Genomic DNA, 17,600 nt, shown 5'->3' on the forward strand with positions numbered 1-17,600 from the left:
ACGCCCCGCGGAGACGTCGGGCTCAGAGTGCCGAAACCGACCACTGTCGCAGATCACCTGACGGACGCGTGTCGCACATCAACCGACGGAGGACAGGCCGGCTGCCGACCGGTGTGGGAGGACTTTCTGTACGTCTATCAAGGCGGCCCTGAACGGGCCGCACGCGCCGCCGCCTGGGCGCGCGTCCGTCGCTCCGCTGGCGCTCCGACTCCGGCCACGCAACACGCCCGGCGGCTGGCGCGGAGGCGGGGAGCCCGGTGGGCCGCCGGATGACGACAGGCCGTTTCCGGTGGGGTGGTGGGGCCGGCAGCCGGCCGGGCCGCGCGGCGAGCACCGCGCGGCGTAGGGCAGCGCACGCCGGGTTCGTCGGCGGCTGCCGGCCCGGTGGCGGGGTTGCGGTTACTGCGCCTCCGGCGGGGGCGCTCCGGCTCCAGGATGGCCGGGGGTCCGTCGGCGGGTTGCGGTCCGTGGGTGGTTGGGGTGGGGAGCCGTCCCGCCTGCCGTCGACCCGGGCGAGCCGAGCAGACCACCGCCCGACCCGCCAGCGTCCGTACGGGCGTCAAGGCCGTCTTGACGTGGCGGGCCGGGCGGAGGCCCGCTCCCCAGGAGGGCGGGTCGACGGCAGACGGGACGGCCCTTTGCCCTGCGGGTTGCGAGACTGCACTGTTGTAGGAAGGGATCGCTCTCAGTCATTAACTGGATCGGCAAGAGCTGTCGCGTCTACGAAGAGTTCCGATGCTTCGATGAGGCCGCTCTGAACACCCCTTCGCTTCGCTGGCGGTGGTTTTATCTCCGGATAACACCTAACACTGGAGTGCGCTACGCCGATCGGTGGATCCTCATCATCGGGGTCATCTACTACGCCTGCGTCGCACTTCCTAGCGTCGCCTACCCTAAATCGGTAGAGGGTATACGAGTCGTTGCGACGTATGTCGGACCAGGTTAGCCGGTGCTGAAGAACTAGGCCGTGTCGGTACACGGACATTCCATCATTGTCGAATGTGAATGCGGCGCGGCTGAGCTTCCGTTCGCCAGTGAGTACGTCGAAGTGAGTAAAAAAGTCAGGTCGATTGAGAACCCGGCGATAGACCCACTCTTCATCTGGAATCGATGGGTCATTCCAAGGGGTGGAAGTCATAACTCCTACCGGGTGAACAGGCTACGCCAAGTCGGGTTCTCCTCCGCGACCCTTGCAGAAAGGTCTAGGAGAACTCTTCTAAGCTTCTGCTCCAATCTAGGAGTCACGGTGCCATCCAAAACCTGATTCCCCGCCCGATCGGTTGCGTACGTGTACGCATTGCCGTACGAGTCAACCTCGATCTCAATCTTCTGTTCTTTGGCGTGCCATTCAGCTAACACTCCGCCTTGCCCGTCAGGGGCAAGGAACGGAAAAACCGTACGCCGGTCGATCACCTTCTGGAGGAGGCTGTCCATTGCAATGATTGCATTGGTAGTTGTCGCGATGGATCCCGGCCCATTCCAGCCTTCGGGCAGCGCGCGCAGGCCGTGGAGCTTAGTGCGAGCGTACTCCACAAGCTCAAACGGCGATGTCTGCGAGATCTTAGCGGGAGCGCATGGCGCAGGCATCGACTGTCCGTAAAGAATCCATATGCCCGGCTTTACGGATCTGCCCATCCAAGGTTGAGCCCGAGCCTCGGATGCGCTTGTAAGCACCTCGTGCAACGATTCATGCAGGGCGGAAAACCCCCGCCGCGTGGCCATCTCCCGCCGGTTATCGACGTTCATTGTTCCACCCCCACCCCGCTCTTAAGCTGTCGTTAGTAAGCTCGACGAACCTGTCGACCAAGACGCCGTGTGCTGCACGCATCGTGCCCTCGACTTCGTCGCTTGGGCTCATCTTTGCAGTTGCGTTTAGCTCAAACACGCAAGATGACGCATCCGACTGTTCGTCAAAGGTGGGGTTAATGGAGATTGTAAGGGCTATTTCGCTGTTGCCAACGTTGGAGCAGAAATGCAGCCGGAGGCCGGCAAGGTCAGCTGGCCCACATAGCGCTTGACTGTTCGCCCAGTTGGTCAAGACTCCGGCTGCAAAATCCTCGGGACGGTAGCCGTCGATCAGGTTGGTGTACTCCACATCAATATCTGTGGGTTCCAAATCCTGCTCAAGTTCTGAAGCAATCGCTTCGCGGAACTCCGCGAAGCGCGTCAGCAGCTCGCGAGAAAGCTCCTCGTATCCAGGGTACATCTTGGGAGCGTGATCGAAGCGCCATGCAATCCCGAAGCGATCGCTTTGAATCTGTATCGCGCGATCGCCTCGGGTGCTGGTAAAGGCGATGAAGGGCATGGGCCAAAAAGAATCACTGCTAAGGTACTCTGCGAAAGCCCTTTCGCCGCGCAGTGGCGGGCGAGGAGGGACTTCGCTTACCTTGGGATAGTCGTTAGCCCAGCTGACGCGAAGCTTTGCAAGGTTGATTGACTGTAGCGTGGGCACCCGATCGAAGAAGATCGTTAGCCCAACCTCGCGCACAGGCGGCTCTTCGAAACGTGGATCAATGCTCATCTGGAGCTCTCCATGCCCTATGCATCGCCATCATCCGATCCTACTGTCCAGTCTAGAGCCATGCTTCCACCGTTCGACCGATTTCGCAGGCCGACGCGCGTAGCGACCTGGTCGCGCAATATCTGCCGGCTTGACCGTTTCTATGCGGAGTGTACGGTAACAGGACGGGTCGCTCGCGGCCCGCTGTGTGCTGTCACGCCTGGCTGTCGGGCGGCATGCATCGGAGGATCAACTTGTAAGAACGCCATCGATGCCGTTGACTCGCCTGGTGTCGGCTGTCGACAGCAACCCTGACAGCCGTCGCGCCAGACGGCAGCACGCTGACGAGCACGGACGAAGTTCCGAGCCACCAGGGGAACCTCAAACCTCAGACGCGAGCCACAGAGCCTGTAAGCCAGGCGTCAGGCAACCAGGCAGCAAGAAGGCAGCGGGAACGTCGACGCGGGTCGAAATCGAACGTGAATCGACGCCGTCCGGCACCTGCTCATTGACGCGTGCCGGCACCAGCTGGCAACGGTCGACAGCCTGAGACCGCATCCCCCCGACGGGGGTCGGTGTTCGTCTAGGGCGCCGCACCGGGAAGTGCGCCCAGAGGGGCTGCCTGCGGGGTGGCGTGGGGTTCGCGCGGATACTGACGGGGTGGTGGAGAAGCAGGCGACGGAGTTGACCCGATGGACCATCCACGGCGAGCGGGTGGTGGACGACACCCGGCGAGCACGGCTGAGCATCGCCGAGGTGGAGTTGCCCGACGGGGTTCGCTTCGAGCAGTACGTGATCCGGGCTCCCCGGTCAGCCATGGTCGCCGTACTCGACGATCAGGAGCGCCTGCTGTTGATGCGACGGCACCGGTTCGTGTTCGACCGGTGGGTATGGGAGCTGCCCGGCGGCTACGTCGACGACGAGGAGCAGCCGGCGCAGTGCGCCGTACGGGAGGTCGAGGAGGAAACCGGCTGGCGGCCCCAGGCGGTGGAGCCGCTGTTGTCCTTCCAACCCTGGGTTGGCACCGCTGACGCCGAGAACCTTCTCTTCCTGGCCCGGCAGGCTGAGCACATCGGCGCTCCCGTGGACGTGAACGAGGCTGAGCAGGTCGCCTGGATTCCGCTCGACGAGGCATACGCGCTGGTGTCCCGGGGGGAGATCGTCGGTGCCGGCACGGTGATTGCGGTGCTGGAGTTGGTGGCGCGCAAGGCCCGGGGAGAGCTGTGACGGTCAGCGCCGTGGGCCGAGGGTGGCGTCGACGCGGCCGATGAAGTGCCGTACGGCGGGCAGCCGCCGGTGTGGGGCGAGCTGCGCTTGCAGATCGCGGACATAGCGGACGGCCCTGGCCGAGCGGAGCTGGTTGGTCAGGGTCAGCGCTTCCGCGCCGATGACACAGGCCCGGTCGGGTTCGCCCTGCTGGGCATGGACGCTGGCGAGCAGGGCCAGGTTGAAGGCCTTGCCGCGTACGTACCGGTTGTCCATGCGTAGGGATCGGGCGGCGAAGCGTTCGGCGTGGGCGTTGCGGCCGAGGGCGTGGAAGCAGTGGCCGAACTTGGCCGACAGGTACGCCTCATCGAAGTAGCTGAGCCACTGCGGGTCGGCGCTGCGGTCGGCCCGGTCGAGGGCCTGTTCCGCCTGATGCAGGGCGGCAGCGCAGGCCCGTTCGTCGTTGGCCCTGGCCAGGGCGTGGGCTTCCATGACGTGCGCTTCGGCGGCCAGGACGGGAACCCCGGCGCGGCGGGCGGTCCGGCCGGCGGCGCGGGCGAGGTCGAGGCCGGTGGCGGTGTGGCCGAGGTAGGTGGCCTGGTGGCTCATCGCCGCGAGGATCTCCGCGCCGAGGCCGTCGTCTCCGGCGGCGTGGGCGAAGTCCAGGGCGAGGGTCAGGTACCGCTGGGCAATGCCGTGCTCAGCCGTGTCGTACGCCTGCCAGCCGGCGAGTTGGGCCAGCTCGGCGGCGGCACTGAGCAGCCGTTGACCGGTGGCATGGTCGTAGCGGCCGTCGGTGAGTAATGGGGTCACCTCCTGGTGGAGGTAGCGGGCGACGGTGTCGCGGGCGTGCCCACCGCCGTACTGGTTGTCCAACTGGCGGTAGGTCGCCGTCATCGCCCGGATGGTGTCAATCTCGGGTTGACCGACCGCACTGCGGCCGGGTTGGGTGACCGGAGCCGGGTCGGGGGCGGTGAACCAGCGCAGCGCCGGCAGGGTGTAGCCGGCGGAACTGAAAGCCACCTGCCGGAGTACGTCTCGACGGTTCACGTCACCTCGCCAAAGCTCTGCGGCACTGCGTACGTCATCGCGCCAGGTCCGCTGGGAAGGCGGTTCGCTGGGATTGCGCCGGCCGAGGTCGGCCGGTGGTGCGGCCTGTCGGGGTGCCAGGCCCATCGTGGTCCGTGCCTGGTCGGGCATCCGGCAGCCGTCGGCGATCCGCTCCAGGACGTCGATCGAGGTGACCTTGCGTCCGGCCATGATCCGGCTGACGTAGCCCTGTTCCAGCCCGACGGCGGCCCCGATCCGGCTCTGACTCGCACCGGTGAGGTTCGTGATCCAGCGGAACAGGCCGCCGATGTCGCGGGCGGCCAAGGCGGTCAGCACCTCACCATGCGACCACGCATCCTCCGGTATTCGCAGCGGATCGAGCAGCACGGCAGCTCCCAGCGTCGCGTTCCGACTACTCAAGGTGTGCAGAGCGACAGCCTAGGGCGACCATTCAGGCTGGTCGAGCCGTCCCATGTCACCGTGACATGACCGCTGGCCATGGAACGGCCCACCGCCGGACGCGATGGTCGGCGCATGTCCTTCGATGTCGACAACCCGCCCGTGGAACCACCCGCCGACTGCCAGCACCGCCTGTTGTGGCGACTGGCCCGCGCCCTCTGGGAAGCCCACCGACCCGACAGCACCGGCTTCTGCGTGGCCACCGGCTGCTGGCACACGAACCAACGTGATCCCTGCCGGCTGGCCCGGCTCGCCCAGGAGGGGATGCGCACGGCGTGCGGAGAAGCCGTCAGCGCCTCGCCGCCCTGGATCGCCGTCACCCGAGAGCGCCTGGCCACCGGCGAGATCGACCCCATGGACGCCGTCGCCGAAGCCCTCTGGCACCGCCGCCACACCCCCAGGTCGGGGCGGTGACCGGTGGGAGCCCTCTACACCTCGGCAGCCTTCCAGGAGTACGCCAGAGCGCAGGTGGCCTACGCGGACATCCTGCTCACCAAACACGCCGAGTCGACCCTGAGCCTGTGCCGCTGCGGCCGACTCCACCCCTGCGACGAACACCAACACTGGCTGGAGATGCGAACCCACTTCCGGCAGTTTCTCGTCGAGGAGCAGTACAGCAGCGAAGTACAGCAACCGAGCCGGCCACACCCGACCCAGCGCGACCCCAGCAGGCCGGATGACCTCGGATGACACCCGATCCGACCGACGTGCCGCCAGTTCGGGACGAAGAGGTCGTCGGTTTGAATCCGGCCACCCCGACAGAGGTAAGAGGGCACATCCGATCCATGGATGTGCCCTCTGGTGCTTCTGTACAGCAGCGGTCACCGCAGACTCTCCCCCAGGCGCTTGAGCACGTCGCGGGTGGCTACCGAGGACGCCTGCGAACAGATACTCCATCGTCACCGACACCTCAGCATGCCGGAGCACCTGCATGATGACGCGCGGATGCACGTCCAGGTCGACGAGCAGGGTCGCACAGATACGCCGGGCATCGTGCACGGTGATCCTCCGAACTCCGGCGCGGGCGCAGCGGGCGTCCCAGGAACGGAGGACACCGACTACCGGCCCGGGTGTCTGGAAGGGCCTTCTTTACATCTGTCAAGGCTGCCCTTGACGGGCCGCACGCGCCGCCGCCAGGGCGCGAGACCCACGAACGCGGACGAGGCCGAGCAGGTCGCCTGGATCCCGCTCGACGAGGCGTACGAGCTGGTGTCCCGGGGTGAGATCGTCGGTGCCGGCACGGTGATCGCGGTGCTGGAGCTGGTGGCGCGCAGGGCCCGGGGAGAGCTGTAGGTCTCGCCGGCCTGCTCGTCCTGTCGCCTCCCGTTGACCGCGGACCGCGTCTGTCGGCAGGCTTGGCGGTAGAACTACCGCCTGGTGTCCTCGTCTCGTAGCACTCGAACAGCGGCCACTACGTCCGTGACGGTGCGATCAGGTGGGGCGAGTTCCGCCGGCCAGTCCTTCCCTCGGCTGACCCACAGGGTGGCAAGCCCTGCCGCGCGGCCACCCTCGACATCAAGCACCGGACTGTCACCGATCACCCAGCCCCCGCCTCGAAGGTCGAGACCGCACCCACGGGCCGCCGCCTCGAAGATCTCGCGCGCTGGCTTCCGGACGCCTATCTCTCCGGACACCGCCCAGGCATCGACGCATCGGTCCAGCCCTGTACGCCTGATCTTGCCTAACTGGTTGTCTGCCTGACCGTTGGTCACGATCGCGACGGTCCAGCCATCGTCGCGCAGTAGCGTCAGCGACCCCAGCACTTCTTCAGGGCAGCTCACCAGTTCCGGCATCCGGCGTCGATACTGCCCCCACATGGCGTCCGCCGACGCCAGACCAAAGCGGTCCGCCACCTCGCCAAAGAACCAGTCGCGGGGCACGGAACCGTCCTGATCAGTGGTGATCAGCCAGGCCAACGCCTCTTCCGACAGGCCGTGATCGGCGCAGAACTCAACCGCCCAGAGCTGGAACGCTTCCGAACGGTCAACCAGCGTGTTGTCGAGATCGAAGAGCGCCATCCGCTGCATGGTCAGCAACCGTACCGGGCGGGTAGGCAAAGCCCTCTCCGGTGTGAACGAAGAGGTCGTCGGTTCGAATCCGGTCACCCCGACAGAGGCAAGAGGGCACCTGCGTCCTCTGGTGCTGCCGTACAGCAGTGACGTACGAGCGGGTCCGTGCGGCTGCGCGGGGTCGACGTGGTGCTGGACCCGGTCGGCGGGCGGGTGCTGCGCGGGCGTCGCTGCGGCGGTGGGACGGTGTCAGGCGGTGACCGCGGCGCGGACGAAGGCGGCGACCTCGCGCGACGTGCTGGTCTGCGACCAGGCGAGGACCAGGGTGGCCGGGTCGGCGTCCAGGACGGGGCGGCTGATCAGGCCCGGGGGCAGGTACTCGCCCACCGATTCCGGGACGACCGCGATCAGGCGGCCGAGCTGGATCAGGTGCAGCAGCTGGTTGCTGTCGGCTACCGGGTGGCCGGTGACGCCGGGGCGGGCTTCGGGCCAGCGGGGCATCGGCTCGCCGTGCAGATCGGCCATCGACACGGTGGCGCGTTCGGCGAGCCGGTGGCCCTCGGGCAGCAGCACGACTTGACCCTCCGTGTGCAGGTCGTCGCTGTCCAGGCCGGTCAGGTCGTTCTGCGGCCGGTGCAGCAGGGCGAGGTCGGCGCGGCCGTCGCGGACCATGGCGGCGCGTTCGCCGACCCGGAAGGCGAGGTCGACCGGGACGGCACCGGGCGATGCCGCGTAGCGGTCGAGGATGGTGCGCAGCAGTCCGGCGTCGCCGCCGGGTTTGAGGGCCAGGGTCAGGTGCGGGGTGGTTCGGGCGGCTTTTCGGGTACGCCGGATCGCCGTCTCGACCGCGTTGAGCGCGCCGCGGGCCTCGGTGAGCAGCACCTCGCCGGGCGGGGTGAGGTGGACCGCGCGGCTGGTGCGTTCCAGCAGCGTGACACCCATTCGGCGTTCGAGCAGGCGGATCGCTCGGGACAGGGGTGGCTGGGCGATGCCGAGGCGCTGTGCGGCGCGGCCGAAGTGGAGTTCCTCGGCGACCGCGACGAAGTAGCGCAGTTCGCGCGTCTCGACGTCATCCATACCGCCAAGGTATCGCCACAGACCGGTTCGGTCCTGGTCCGCAGGCGCTGCCGGTGATGGGCTCGGGGCATGAGTGGAGCACGCATCGCGCTGGTGACCGGCGCGAACAAGGGGATCGGGCGGGCCGTCGCGGAAGGCCTCGCCGAGTTGGGGATCACGGTGCTGGTCGGTGCCCGGGATCCGGAGCGGGGAGCGGAGGCGGCGGCGAGTATCGAGGGCGCGTCGGCGATCCGGCTGGACGTGACCGATCCGGCCGGGGTCGCCGCTGCCGCCGAGGAGATCGGGGCCCGGTTCGGTCGGCTGGACATCCTGGTCAACAACGCGGGGATCGGCGGTGACCTGGCGGCGCAGGTGCCGGGGGCGGCCCGGCTGGACGGCATCCGGGAGGTGTTCGAGACGAACCTGTTCGGGGTGGTGACGGTGACCGAGGCGATGCTGCCGCTGCTGCGCCGCTCGGCCGGGGCACGGATCGTGAACGTGTCCAGTGGCACGTCGTCGATGGCGTGGATGACCGACGCGACCCACTATTTGAGCCGGATGCCGGCGTCGCTGGGTTATCCGGTGTCCAAGGCGGCGTTGAACATGCTGACCGTGCAGTATGCGAAGGAGCTGGCCGGGGACGGGATCCTGGTGAACGCGATCGCGCCGGGCGCGTGTGACACGGATTTCGCCAAGGGGCTGCCTTTTCAGCTGTCCCGGACGCCGGCCGAGGGCGCGGCGGTGGTGGTGCGGCTGGCCACGTCGGGGCGGGAGTGCCCCAGCGGCGGGTTCTTCGACGACGGCGGGAAGGTGCCGTGGTGAGACGGCTCCGCCGGGGCGGTGCGTCGGAGGACCGAGTCGGTCCGGCCGGCGTCGAGGGCGGTGGTCACGGCCGTTGTCCGACCGGCGTACCGCCGCAGGTCGACCATCCGTCAGGGCAGCGCCGGTCACCCACGAGCCGATATGACTGTCAGGCATGAATATGCCTGAGGGGCATGGAGCCCTCACCCGAAGACCGTCCACGCGCCCGCGTGGGGCGGGGAGCAGGAGGCGAGCGCGACGGTCCTAGAGTCGGTGGCCGGGAGACCGGGAAGGAGCCCGATGTCGATCCTCGATCCGGTCGTGCTCGCCCTGCCGTTCCGGGGCACCTGGCTGGTCCGCAACAGCCCCGCCCGGCGGGTGCCCAGCCACGGCACCGACCTCTTCGCCACCACGTACGCGATCGATTTCGTGGCGGTGCGGGGGCGACGGACGGCGACCGTCCGGGACTGGCGGACGCTGCTGGCGACCGAGCCGCCGCAGCGGTTCCTGGCCTTCGGGCAGCCGATCCTCGCCCCCGCCGCCGGGCGGGTGGTGGCGGTGCACGACGGGGAGGTCGACCACGAGGCCCGCCGGTCGCCGACGACGCTGCTGGCCTACGCGCTGACCCAGGCGGCCCGGGTCCGCCGGGGCGCGGGCGCCGTCGCCGGCAACCACGTGATCGTCGAGCTGGCCGGCGTCCGGGGGTACGTCCTGCTCGCCCACCTGCGCGCCGGGTCGGTCCGGGTGGCGGTGGGTGACCCGGTCGACGTCGGGCAGGAGCTGGCCGACTGCGGCAACTCGGGGAACTCCACCCAGCCGCACCTGCACCTGCAGGTGATGGACGCAGCCGACCCGTACGCCGCCCGGGGTTTGCCGATGGCGTTCCGGCACTACCGGTCGTGGCGGCGGCCGGGTGACCCGCCGGTCGAGGTCGACCGGGGCGTCCCGGGCGAGGCGGCGGTGGTCGAGCCGGCGCGGTGACCACCCCGGGCGCGGTGGCGTCCGCCGCCCGGCGCGACCCGACGACCCGGTCCTCCTGGCAGGGTGTACGGCATGGCTGCGCTGCGCCTGAGCTGCCCACCCTGCCGGGCGGGCGGCGTCGTGCCCGCCGGCAGGCTCAGTCGTCGTGGCGTTCGGTGCGGGCGACCTCGGCGAACGCCGCCTCCAGGCACCCGGCGAACGGGACCCCGGTCACCGTGAGCAGGTCGACCACCAGCAGCGGCGCGTGGCCGGCGACGGCGACCGGGTCGGGCGGGGTGTCGTCGTCGCCCGGGTCGTAGACGCCGAGCGCCCCGGCCAGCAGGACAAGCATCACGTGCGGGTCGACGTCGGGTCGCCAGGTGGCGGCGGACCGGACGCAGCGTTCCAACACCTGCCGCACGTCGTCGCTGTCGAGCCCGTCGGGGTGCGCCTGCTCCAGCAGGAGCCGGACCACCCCGCCGAGGACCAGCCCGGCGCGGTCGGCACCGGCGAGCCGGGGCACCGCCCGGTCGTACGCCGCGCCGTCGCGGGCCTGGGCGGCGTCCACCGCCTCGGTGGCGGCCACCGCGATCTCGCGGGCCGGGGCGGGCAGGTGTCGCCAGGTCACCGTCACCGGGCCAGCATGGCAGAGCCGGCCGACACCGCACCCGCCCGGACCACCCACCGCCCGCCGGCCACCTGTCGATCCGAGACGCCCCCGGGGTCGGAGCCGGGTCCCGGGATCACGAGGCGGCACCAGGGTTAGCGGCGGAAGGGGGCCCGGGGCGGAAACGGGTCGGGGTGGAAACGGGTCGACCGCCCCGGGGTGGGACGGCGGCTCCCGGTGCGAGGAGTCGCCGGCCGTTCACCCGGGACGGTCGGACGGTGGCCGGCGATCGCCCCTCCGCGCGCCGGTCACCGTGGGTGCTCCCGTACGGACCGTCACCAGGCCCCCGGTGATCGGCGGGTACGTGTAGCTGCCCTTGCTCCCGTCGGTGACGCCGTCATGAGGACGTCGACCACGGAGAGTGTGCGCCGAGGCTATAGGTGCCGGACGACAACTGTTAAATCGAAAAGCGCCGCGCCGGCAAACAGATCCGCCAGTCCCGGCAGTGGAGCCCTAATGGCGATCATGGGTGGCGCGATGGTCCGACGGGGGCGTCCCTTCCACCGATCCACACTCGTCCGCCGGGTGGATCAGGGCGACCAGTCGGTGCCGGGTCCAGTGCCCGGCCACCCCCGGTCGGGCGGCCAGGTAGTCGATCGTCTCGGCCGGCGACCAGCCGTGCGCCTCCCGCAGCCCGTCGGCGATCATCCGCAGGTAGACGGGGGCGGGCGGGGTCCATGCCACGTCGGCGGCCCGCCACGGCGCGGTGAAGGTGAGCATCGGCAGCCCGTCGGCGGTGCCGACCCGCAGCAGGGTCTCGTAGCGCCCCGGGCCGAGGGTGGCCCGGCCGTCGGCCACCGCCTCGTCGAGGGCGGGCAGGTCGTCGCCGGGTGGGCGGTACATCTCCTGCGCCGCGAGGTCGGCGAACTGCGCCCGGGTGAGCAGGTAGCCCCGGGCCGCCGCGACGCCGGGCAACTCCGGGTCGTAGAAGGCCATCCCGCCGGTCCAGGCCCGGGACTCCCCGGCGAAGTAGATGCCACCCGGGACCAGCACCGGTCGCGTCCGGCGCGGTGGTCGGCAGTCCCGACAGCCGGGGTACGACCGCAGCCCGCCGGGCGGCCGACCCCCGGCGAGGTACCAGCCGAGCCGGGCGGCGTGCAGGTTCGACCCGTAGGCGACGTACCAGAGCAGCTCCACCCGGCCCCTTCCGACGCCTCCGGGCCTCCCACGCTATCGCCCACAGGCCCTGTCCACACCCTGTGGATGAAACATGTGTACGAACGAAGTGATCTTAGTGTGACCGCCTCCTTCCCGCTGAGTACGCTTGATTGCAGCCCCCGGCACCCGTCGGGCCTTCTCACCTGGAAAAACGTGGATCACGAGCGAGTCGTCCGGGACGTCACGGTCCGCCTGCCGATGGCGTCGACCGCTGCCGAGGCGTGCCGTTGGACGGTGACCGCGCTCGCCCGGTACGTCCCCGCCACGATCTCCGTCCTGCTCCAGGCACACGACCGGCTCCGTTGCATCGCCGCGACCGGCGCCTGGCAGGTGTTCTCCACCGTCGCCCCCAAGTCGGGCATCGTCGGCCGGGTGTACGCCGGCGGCGAGGGCGCCACCGTCGACGACGTCACCACCGACCCCGACTACCTGCCGTTACGCCCCGACGTCACGGCCGAGGTCTGCGTACCGGTGCGGGACCCGGCGGGGCGGGTGATCGGCGTGCTCGACCTCCAGTGGAGCGGGCCGGTCGAGCTGGCCCCGTGGCGGGAGACGGCCGAACGCCTCGCCGAGCGCCTCGGGGCCCGGATCGCGGCGCTGGGCGGGCCACCCGCCGAGAGCCGCAGCGAGAAACTGCTCCGGCACGCCACCGCGATGACCTCGGCCCCCACCGACTGGGATCTGATGGCCGCCGCGCTCACCGCCGCCCGGGAGGTCTCCACCCTCTCCACCGCCGTGCTGGTGCTCGCCGGTCGGCACGGCCCCCGGGTCGGCGCACCCACCACGGTCCCCACCGAGTGGGAGTCGCGGATCCGGGCCGCTCTCGCCGACGCCCCGGCCGCGCAACTCGACCGGCTCGTCGCGCGGGCCCACCGGTACGGCGCGGCGTACACGCTGGGTGAGGTGGGGTGCCCGCCCACCGAGGAACATCTCGCGCTGGCCCGTGCCGGGGTGCGCACCCTGGTGTCGGTGCCGGTCGGTCCGCCGGACGACGGTGGGGTGCTGCTGGTCGCCGACGAACGGCTGCTGCGCCCCGACCCGACCACGGTCAACCTGATGGAGTTGCTCGCCGGGCAGGCGTGGGCCGCCCTGGAGCGGCTGCGCACCCTGGCCCAGCTGCGGGAGCAGGCCAGCCTGGACCCGCTCACCGGGCTGCGGCACACCGGCACGTTCGGGCGGCGGATCGCGGCGGCCGCCCCTGGGCGTACCGCGCTGCTCGCCATCGACGTGGACGGTTTCAAGACCGTCAACGACACCTACGGTCACCAGGCCGGGGACCGGTTGCTGGTGGGGCTGGCCCGGGCCCTGGAGGCGGCGCTGCGGCACGGCGACGAGCTGTACCGCACCGGCGGCGACGAGTTCGTCGCGGTGATCGAGGTGGCGCACCCGGACGAGGCGGTCCGGATCGCCGAGCGGCTCACCGAGGCGGCCCGGCGCACCGGCCGTACGATCAGCGTCGGTGTGGCCCTCCCCCACCCCGGTGAGGCGGCCGACCGCACCCTGCACCGCGCCGACCAGGCCCTCTATGCCGCCAAGCACCGGGGCCGGGACCGCGTCCACCTGTCCACCGGCTGACCGGTTGGCGGGCTGGCCCGTCCGCTTCAGCTCGGACGGGACCGCCCGACCGGTCGGTCAGGGGCGGGAGCGGGGTTTGACCACGAGTTCGGCGACCTGTGCGGTGTTGAGGGCGGCGCCCTTGCGGAGGTTGTCGCCGGTGACGAAGAAGTCGAGGGCGCGCGGGTCGTCGACGGCCCGGCGGATCCGGCCGACCCAGGAGGGGTCGGTGCCGACCGCGTCGATGGGCATCGGGAACTCACCGGCGGCCGGGTCGTCGACCAGGATCACGCCGGGGGCGTTGCGCAGCGCCTCCCGGGCCCCCTCCGCGTCGACCTCGGTGGCGAAGACGGCGTGCACCGCGACCGAGTGGCCGGTCACCACCGGCACCCGTACGCAGGTGGCGGAGACCTTCAGGTCGGGCAGACCGAGGATCTTGCGGGACTCGTTGCGGACCTTCATCTCCTCGGAGGACCACCCGTCGTCGGCCAGCGACCCCGCCCACGGCACCACGTTCAACGCCAGCGGCGCCGGGAAGGGCCCCAGGTCGTCGCCGACCGCCTGCCGGACGTCACCGGGCCGGCAGCCGAGTACCCGGTCCCCGGCGATCTTGCCGAGTTGCCGGTGCAGCGCGTCCACGCCGGCCTGGCCCGCCCCCGACACCGCCTGGTAGGACGCGAGCACCAGCTCCCGTAGGCCGTACTCGCGGTGCAGCGGGGCGATCGCCACGATCATGGTCAGCGTGGTGCAGTTGGCGTTGGCGATGATCCCCCGGGGGCGGTGGTCCACCTGCTCCGGGTTGATCTCGGGCACCACCAGCGGGACGTCCGGGTCCATCCGGAACGCGGCGGAGTTGTCGACGACCACCGCTCCCCGGTCGACCGCGATCGGCGCCCACCGTGCCGACACCTCGTCGGGCACGTCGAAGACCGCCACGTCGACCCCGTCGAACGCCTCCGGGGTGAGTGCGCCGACGGTCAACTCCTCACCCCGGCAGCGCACCTTCCGCCCGACCGAGCGGGCCGAGGCGAGCAGCCGGATCTCTCCCCAGACGTTGCGCCGGGCGGAGAGCAGGTCACACAGCACGGTGCCGACAGCCCCCGTCGCCCCGACCACGGCCAGGGTGGGCTGCGGTGCCACCGGGGCTACCGTCCTGTTCCCGCGTACACCACGGCTTCGGAGTCGCCGCCCAACTCGAACTGGTCGTGGATGGCCCGGACCGCCCGGTCGAGGTCGGTGTCCCGGCAGACCACGGAGACCCGGATCTCCGAGGTGGAGATCATCTCGATGTTGACGCCGGCCGCGCCGAGGGCGGCGAAGAACCCGGCCGCCACGCCCGGGTGCGACCGCATGCCCGCACCGATCAGCGACACCTTGCCGACGTGGTCGTCGTAGAGCAGGCCCTTGAACTTGACCGGCTCCTGGATCTTGCTGAGCGCGGCCATCGCCGTCGGGCCGTCGGCCTTGGGCAGGGTGAACGAGATGTCGGTACGCCCGGTGCCCTCGGTGGAGACGTTCTGCACGATCATGTCGATGTTGATCTCGGCACCGGCCACGGTGTCGAAGATGCTGGCGGCCGCGCCCGGCTCGTCGGGCACCCCGACGATCGTGATCTTCGCCTCGCTGCGGTCGTGGGCGACCCCGGTGATCAGTGCCTGTTCCACGGGAAGGTCCTCCATCGATCCGGTGACCATGGTGCCGGTGTTGGTCGAGTATGACGAACGGACGTGGATCGGCAACCCCGCCCGGCGGGCGTACTCCACGCTGCGCAGGTGCAGCACCTTGGCGCCGCAGGCGGCCAGCTCCAGCATCTCCTCGTAGGTGATGTGCCGGATGTGCCGGGCGTTGGGCACGATCCGCGGGTCGGCGGTGAAGACGCCGTCCACGTCGGTGTAGATCTCGCAGACGTCGGCGTACAACGCGGCGGCGAGCGCCACGGCGGTGGTGTCCGAACCACCCCGGCCCAGGGTGGTGACGTCCTTGGTGTCCTGCGAGACGCCCTGGAAGCCGGCCACGATCACCACCGCCCCCTCGTCGAGCGCGCCCTTGAGCCGCCCGGGGGTGACGTCGATGATCCGCGCCCGACCGTGCGCCGAGGTGGTGATCACCCCGGCCTGCGAACCGGTGAACGAGCGGGCCTCGTACCCCAGGTTGTGGATCGCCATGGCGAGCAGCGCCATCGAGATCCGCTCCCCGGCGGTGAGCAGCATGTCCAGCTCACGCCCCGGCGGCAGCGGGCTGATCTGGTTGGCCAGGTCGAGCAGCTCGTCGGTGGTGTCGCCCATGGCGGAGACCACCACCACGACGTCGTCACCGGCCTTGCGGGCGGCGACGATCCGCTCGGCGACCCGCTTGATCCGCTCGGCGTTGGCGACGGAGGACCCGCCGTACTTCTGCACCACGAGTGCCACGACGGCGCACTCCCTCCCAGCGACGACCCTGAGCGTGCCGACGCCGCCGGCTGAAGTCCGGCGGCGCGTGTCAGACCTCCCCAGGGTATCGGGCGGTACGCGAGAGCGGGTCAGGTGATCCCACCATCCGGCGCGGGCGGGCGATCCGGACGGGCATTTCCCGTGCGGCGGCGCCGACACGCCGACCCGGCGACCCGTGGGCGCGGGGCTGCCCGCGACGGCCGCCCGGCGCAGAATGACCCGGTGCAAGCCCACCCCCGCACGGCCCGCCGGTCGATCGTCGTCCCGGCCCCGTCCCGGCCGACGCTGCCGGCTCCGCTGCTGCTGGTGCTGCCCGTGTTGCTGGTGTTGCCGGCCGGCTGCACCGCCGACGGCCCGACCGCACCGCCGACCGCGGCCCCCTCCGATCCCGCGCCGGCCGTGGCGGACACCGCCCGGGACGAGCTGGCCGCGTTGGCCGCCGCCGCCCGGGACCGGCACCTGACCGCCCGCTACACCCTGTCCGGCACCGACGGCCCGACCCGTGACATCACGGTGGTCAGCGCCACGGACGGCAGCTGGCGGGTGGACGTGCCGGGAGGCGCACTCGGCGGTACGGCCGACGTCGCGCTCGCCGCCACCCCGGACGGGCTCTTCCAGTGCGGGCTGCCGTCGGCCGGCCGTCCCGGGCCGGCGAGCTGTGTACGGCTCGGTGGGCGCGACGACGCGGTGCCGCGCCCGCTGGACCCCCGGGTGCAGCACCCGTTCACCGACTGGTTGGCGGTGCTCACCGACCGGCGTAGCGCACTGTCGGTCTCGGTGGCCACGGCCCCGCCCGGGGTCCCCGGGAGCTGCTACGCGGTGGAGAGCACCGCCGCCTCGCTGACCCCACCGCTGGACGTGGGGATCTACTGCTACCAGCCGGACGGTACGCCCACCTTCGTCCGGGCGGCACTGGGCACGTTGACCCTGGCCGGCCCGCCCGGGCCGGCGCCGGACACGGTGCCGCTGGCGGGGCCGGTGGTGACCGGGGAGCCGCTGGGGCAGCAGGCGGAGCAGCCCTCCCCGAGCCCGGGAACGTCCTGACCCGTCAGGGCGTTACGGGTGCTCTTGACCACATTTGCCAGGGCGACGAAAATGGTCAAAAAGCTCATACGGGATTCTCTTCGCATGGCTGATCTCACTCCGCTGCTCGCCTACCGGTGGAGCCCCCGGGCGTTCCACCCGACCGCCGAGCTGACCGGCGACGAGGCCGCGTCCCTGCTGGAGGCCGCCCGCTGGGCCCCGTCGGCCGGGAACGCCCAGCCGTGGCGGTTCGCCCTCGGCCACCGCGACGACGAGACCTGGAAACGCATCCTGGTCAGCCTCACCGAGGCCGACCAGGGCTGGGCCCGGCACGCCGCCGCGCTGGTGGTGGGCGCGCACACCGGCGGCGACCCGGAACGGCACGCGTACGACCTGGGCCAGTCGATCGCCCACCTGACCGTCCAGGCCACCGCACTCGGCCTGTACACGCGCCAGATCCGCGACCTCGACCGGGCCGCGCTCGCCGCCGACCTGGACCTGCCGCCGGGGGTCCGCCCCCTGGTGGTGACCGCCGTCGGCCGGCTCGGCGACCCGTCCACGCTGCCCGAGGAGTTGCTGCGCCGGGAGACCGCCCTGCGGCACCGGCACCCGGTCCACGCCCTGCTGCTGGGTTGACGGGTCACCGCCGGACCGGTGCCGATCCCGGCGGGTGCGATGCGAATCTCAGAGTCCGGACCGACCTTCCCACCCCCCGTCTCATCACG

16 protein-coding genes and 2 pseudogenes are annotated in these 17,600 nt (G+C 70.7%); 9 read left to right on the forward strand and 9 right to left on the reverse strand.

The genetic code is table 11. The features are described 5' to 3' along the window. Nucleotides 1-1,732 precede the first annotated feature (1,732 nt). Nucleotides 1,733-2,521, reverse strand: coding sequence for a TIGR04255 family protein (locus AB0B63_RS31390; protein WP_357025460.1), 789 nt, complete (start codon nt 2,519-2,521; stop codon nt 1,733-1,735). A 639-nt stretch (nt 2,522-3,160) separates the two neighbouring features. On the opposite strand from AB0B63_RS31390, the gene AB0B63_RS31395 reads away from it, so the two are divergent. Then, a complete protein-coding gene (locus tag AB0B63_RS31395) occupies nt 3,161-3,727 on the forward strand; it encodes an NUDIX hydrolase (RefSeq protein WP_357025463.1) in 567 nt (188 codons plus the stop codon). 3 nt (nt 3,728-3,730) lie between these two features. On the opposite strand, the gene AB0B63_RS31400 is transcribed toward AB0B63_RS31395, so the two are convergent. Further along, nucleotides 3,731-5,143, reverse strand: coding sequence for a helix-turn-helix domain-containing protein (locus AB0B63_RS31400; RefSeq protein WP_357025466.1), 1,413 nt, complete (start codon nt 5,141-5,143; stop codon nt 3,731-3,733). Nucleotides 5,144-5,290: 147 nt separating this feature from the next. Here AB0B63_RS31400 and AB0B63_RS31405 point away from each other — a divergent pair, with 147 nt between their 5' ends. Beyond that, the gene (locus AB0B63_RS31405) at nt 5,291-5,629 is read left to right on the forward strand and encodes a hypothetical protein (protein WP_357025469.1); all 339 of its coding nucleotides are present in this window, start codon (nt 5,291-5,293) and stop codon (nt 5,627-5,629) included. A 3-nt stretch (nt 5,630-5,632) separates the two neighbouring features. Beyond that, complete coding sequence (locus tag AB0B63_RS31410) at nt 5,633-5,905, forward strand: hypothetical protein (protein ID WP_357025471.1); 273 nt, start codon at nt 5,633-5,635, stop codon at nt 5,903-5,905. A gap of 131 nt (nt 5,906-6,036) precedes the next feature. On the opposite strand, the pseudogene AB0B63_RS31415 reads toward AB0B63_RS31410, so the two are convergent. Beyond that, a pseudogene (locus tag AB0B63_RS31415) lies at nt 6,037-6,262 on the reverse strand (site-specific integrase); the annotation flags it as partial. Nucleotides 6,263-6,361: 99 nt separating this feature from the next. On the opposite strand from AB0B63_RS31415, the pseudogene AB0B63_RS31420 reads away from it, so the two are divergent. Beyond that, a pseudogene (locus AB0B63_RS31420) lies at nt 6,362-6,508 on the forward strand (NUDIX hydrolase); the annotation flags it as partial. Between the two features lie 74 nt (nt 6,509-6,582). Here AB0B63_RS31420 and AB0B63_RS31425 read toward each other — a convergent pair. Both AB0B63_RS31425 and AB0B63_RS31430 read right to left on the reverse strand, forming a co-directional pair. Next, nucleotides 6,583-7,233 carry an HAD family hydrolase gene (locus AB0B63_RS31425; protein ID WP_357025474.1) on the reverse strand — a complete coding sequence of 217 codons (651 nt, stop codon included), beginning with the start codon at nt 7,231-7,233 and terminating at the stop codon, nt 6,583-6,585. A 240-nt stretch (nt 7,234-7,473) separates the two neighbouring features. Further along, a complete protein-coding gene (locus AB0B63_RS31430) occupies nt 7,474-8,301 on the reverse strand; it encodes a LysR family transcriptional regulator (protein WP_357025477.1) in 828 nt (275 codons plus the stop codon). 69 nt (nt 8,302-8,370) lie between these two features. On the opposite strand from AB0B63_RS31430, the gene AB0B63_RS31435 reads away from it, so the two are divergent. Together AB0B63_RS31435 and AB0B63_RS31440 are read left to right on the forward strand one after the other, a co-directional pair. Continuing rightward, entirely contained in the window at nt 8,371-9,102 is a 732-nt protein-coding gene (locus tag AB0B63_RS31435) for an SDR family oxidoreductase (RefSeq protein ID WP_357025480.1), read from the forward strand. A 279-nt stretch (nt 9,103-9,381) separates the two neighbouring features. Continuing rightward, the gene (locus AB0B63_RS31440) at nt 9,382-10,062 is read left to right on the forward strand and encodes a M23 family metallopeptidase (protein ID WP_357025483.1); all 681 of its coding nucleotides are present in this window, start codon (nt 9,382-9,384) and stop codon (nt 10,060-10,062) included. A 136-nt stretch (nt 10,063-10,198) separates the two neighbouring features. Here AB0B63_RS31440 and AB0B63_RS31445 read toward each other — a convergent pair whose 3' ends face one another. Next, nucleotides 10,199-10,675, reverse strand: a complete 477-nt coding sequence (locus AB0B63_RS31445) for a hypothetical protein (RefSeq protein WP_208567688.1) — start codon at nt 10,673-10,675, stop codon at nt 10,199-10,201. 486 nt (nt 10,676-11,161) lie between these two features. Beyond that, entirely contained in the window at nt 11,162-11,845 is a 684-nt protein-coding gene (locus AB0B63_RS31450) for a histone deacetylase (RefSeq protein ID WP_357025487.1), read from the reverse strand. A gap of 174 nt (nt 11,846-12,019) precedes the next feature. Between AB0B63_RS31450 and AB0B63_RS31455 the strand changes: the two genes are divergently transcribed. Beyond that, nucleotides 12,020-13,441 (forward strand): diguanylate cyclase, encoded by a 1,422-nt coding sequence (locus AB0B63_RS31455; protein ID WP_307799291.1) that lies wholly within the window; start codon nt 12,020-12,022, stop codon nt 13,439-13,441. A 57-nt stretch (nt 13,442-13,498) separates the two neighbouring features. Here the strand turns inward: AB0B63_RS31455 and AB0B63_RS31460 are convergent, their stop codons facing one another. Both AB0B63_RS31460 and AB0B63_RS31465 read right to left on the reverse strand, forming a co-directional pair. Further along, nucleotides 13,499-14,560, reverse strand: a complete 1,062-nt coding sequence (locus AB0B63_RS31460; RefSeq protein ID WP_208567686.1) for an aspartate-semialdehyde dehydrogenase — start codon at nt 14,558-14,560, stop codon at nt 13,499-13,501. 5 nt (nt 14,561-14,565) lie between these two features. Next, nucleotides 14,566-15,831 carry an aspartate kinase gene (locus tag AB0B63_RS31465; RefSeq protein WP_208567685.1) on the reverse strand — a complete coding sequence of 422 codons (1,266 nt, stop codon included), beginning with the start codon at nt 15,829-15,831 and terminating at the stop codon, nt 14,566-14,568. 243 nt (nt 15,832-16,074) lie between these two features. Between AB0B63_RS31465 and AB0B63_RS31470 the strand changes: the two genes are divergently transcribed. Beyond that, complete coding sequence (locus AB0B63_RS31470) at nt 16,075-16,896, forward strand: hypothetical protein (RefSeq protein ID WP_357025492.1); 822 nt, start codon at nt 16,075-16,077, stop codon at nt 16,894-16,896. Nucleotides 16,897-16,980: 84 nt separating this feature from the next. Further along, a complete protein-coding gene (locus AB0B63_RS31475; protein WP_219465130.1) occupies nt 16,981-17,511 on the forward strand; it encodes a nitroreductase family protein in 531 nt (176 codons plus the stop codon). Nucleotides 17,512-17,600 lie beyond the last annotated feature (89 nt).

This window comes from Micromonospora sp. NPDC049081 (assembly GCF_040648835.1).
Taxonomy (GTDB): domain Bacteria; phylum Actinomycetota; class Actinomycetes; order Mycobacteriales; family Micromonosporaceae; genus Micromonospora; species Micromonospora antibiotica.

Coding starts and splice junctions, on each gene's coding strand:
- AB0B63_RS31425 (WP_357025474.1), bottom strand. CDS start 7,233: ATGGCGCTCTTCGATCTCGACAACACGCTGGTTGACCGTTCGGAAGCG.
- AB0B63_RS31475 (WP_219465130.1), top strand. CDS start 16,981: ATGGCTGATCTCACTCCGCTGCTCGCCTACCGGTGGAGCCCCCGGGCG.
- AB0B63_RS31440 (WP_357025483.1), top strand. CDS start 9,382: ATGTCGATCCTCGATCCGGTCGTGCTCGCCCTGCCGTTCCGGGGCACC.
- AB0B63_RS31390 (WP_357025460.1), bottom strand. CDS start 2,521: ATGAGCATTGATCCACGTTTCGAAGAGCCGCCTGTGCGCGAGGTTGGG.
- AB0B63_RS31430 (WP_357025477.1), bottom strand. CDS start 8,301: ATGGATGACGTCGAGACGCGCGAACTGCGCTACTTCGTCGCGGTCGCC.
- AB0B63_RS31405 (WP_357025469.1), top strand. CDS start 5,291: ATGTCCTTCGATGTCGACAACCCGCCCGTGGAACCACCCGCCGACTGC.
- AB0B63_RS31435 (WP_357025480.1), top strand. CDS start 8,371: ATGAGTGGAGCACGCATCGCGCTGGTGACCGGCGCGAACAAGGGGATC.